Consider the following 793-nt stretch of genomic DNA (forward strand, 5'->3'; position numbering starts at 1 on the left):
TTGGTGACTTTAGTCTGTTGAGTGCTGGAGTGTTCTTCAGAAGGAGAATGCTCCGGCACGAAATAATAAACCACCAGCTCTGCTGGTGGAGCACGATTTTGGCTTTAGCCGTATATAAAAAACCTCCAATGTTCTATAATTTGTGTGGGTCTCAAACCGCACAAAAGAACAAAGGAGGAATATCCAAATGGATAAGAAAACATTATCACATACAAAGTGGGAATGCAAATATCATATTGTATTTGCACCAAAATATAGAAGACAGATTGTATATGGGAATATCAGGGAAGATGTAGGAAGAATTCTAGGAATACTCTGTAAAAGAAAAGGTGTCGAAATCATAGAGGCAGAATGTTGTATAGATCATATTCATATGTTTGTGAGAATTCCACCCAATTTAAGTATTTCATCTTTTATGGGATATTTAAAAGGAAAAAGTTCTCTAATGATATTCGATCGACATGCGAATTTAAAATATAAATATGGAAATCGAAAATTCTGGTGCAGGGGGTATTATGTAGATACAGTAGGAAAGAATGCGAAAAAAATACAAGAATATATAAAGAATCAACTGCAGGATGATCAAGCATATGATCAGTTAAGTCTAAAAGAATATATTGACCCGTTTACGGGTGAGCCAGTAATAAAAGGCAAATAGGAAATCCTTTAAGGATTAGCCATGTAAATATGGTGCGGTTGAGGCTTTTTATTCGAGAGGTCTTTGAGACCTAAGCAGGTAAAAGTCCCTTACAGGGACAGAGCAAACCTCCACTTGTCAGTGGAGGTTATGATT

General features: G+C 36.2%; 1 protein-coding gene. It reads left to right on the forward strand.

Annotated elements, in window-relative coordinates; genetic code table 11:
• The first annotated feature begins 187 nt into the window (after positions 1–187).
• Positions 188–658, forward strand: coding sequence for an IS200/IS605 family transposase (tnpA, locus tag KTB61_RS12875; RefSeq protein ID WP_075758696.1), 471 nt, complete (start codon positions 188–190; stop codon positions 656–658).
• Positions 659–793 lie beyond the last annotated feature (135 nt).

It is taken from the genome of Anaerostipes faecalis (assembly GCF_018982945.1).
Taxonomy (GTDB): domain Bacteria; phylum Bacillota; class Clostridia; order Lachnospirales; family Lachnospiraceae; genus Anaerostipes; species Anaerostipes faecalis.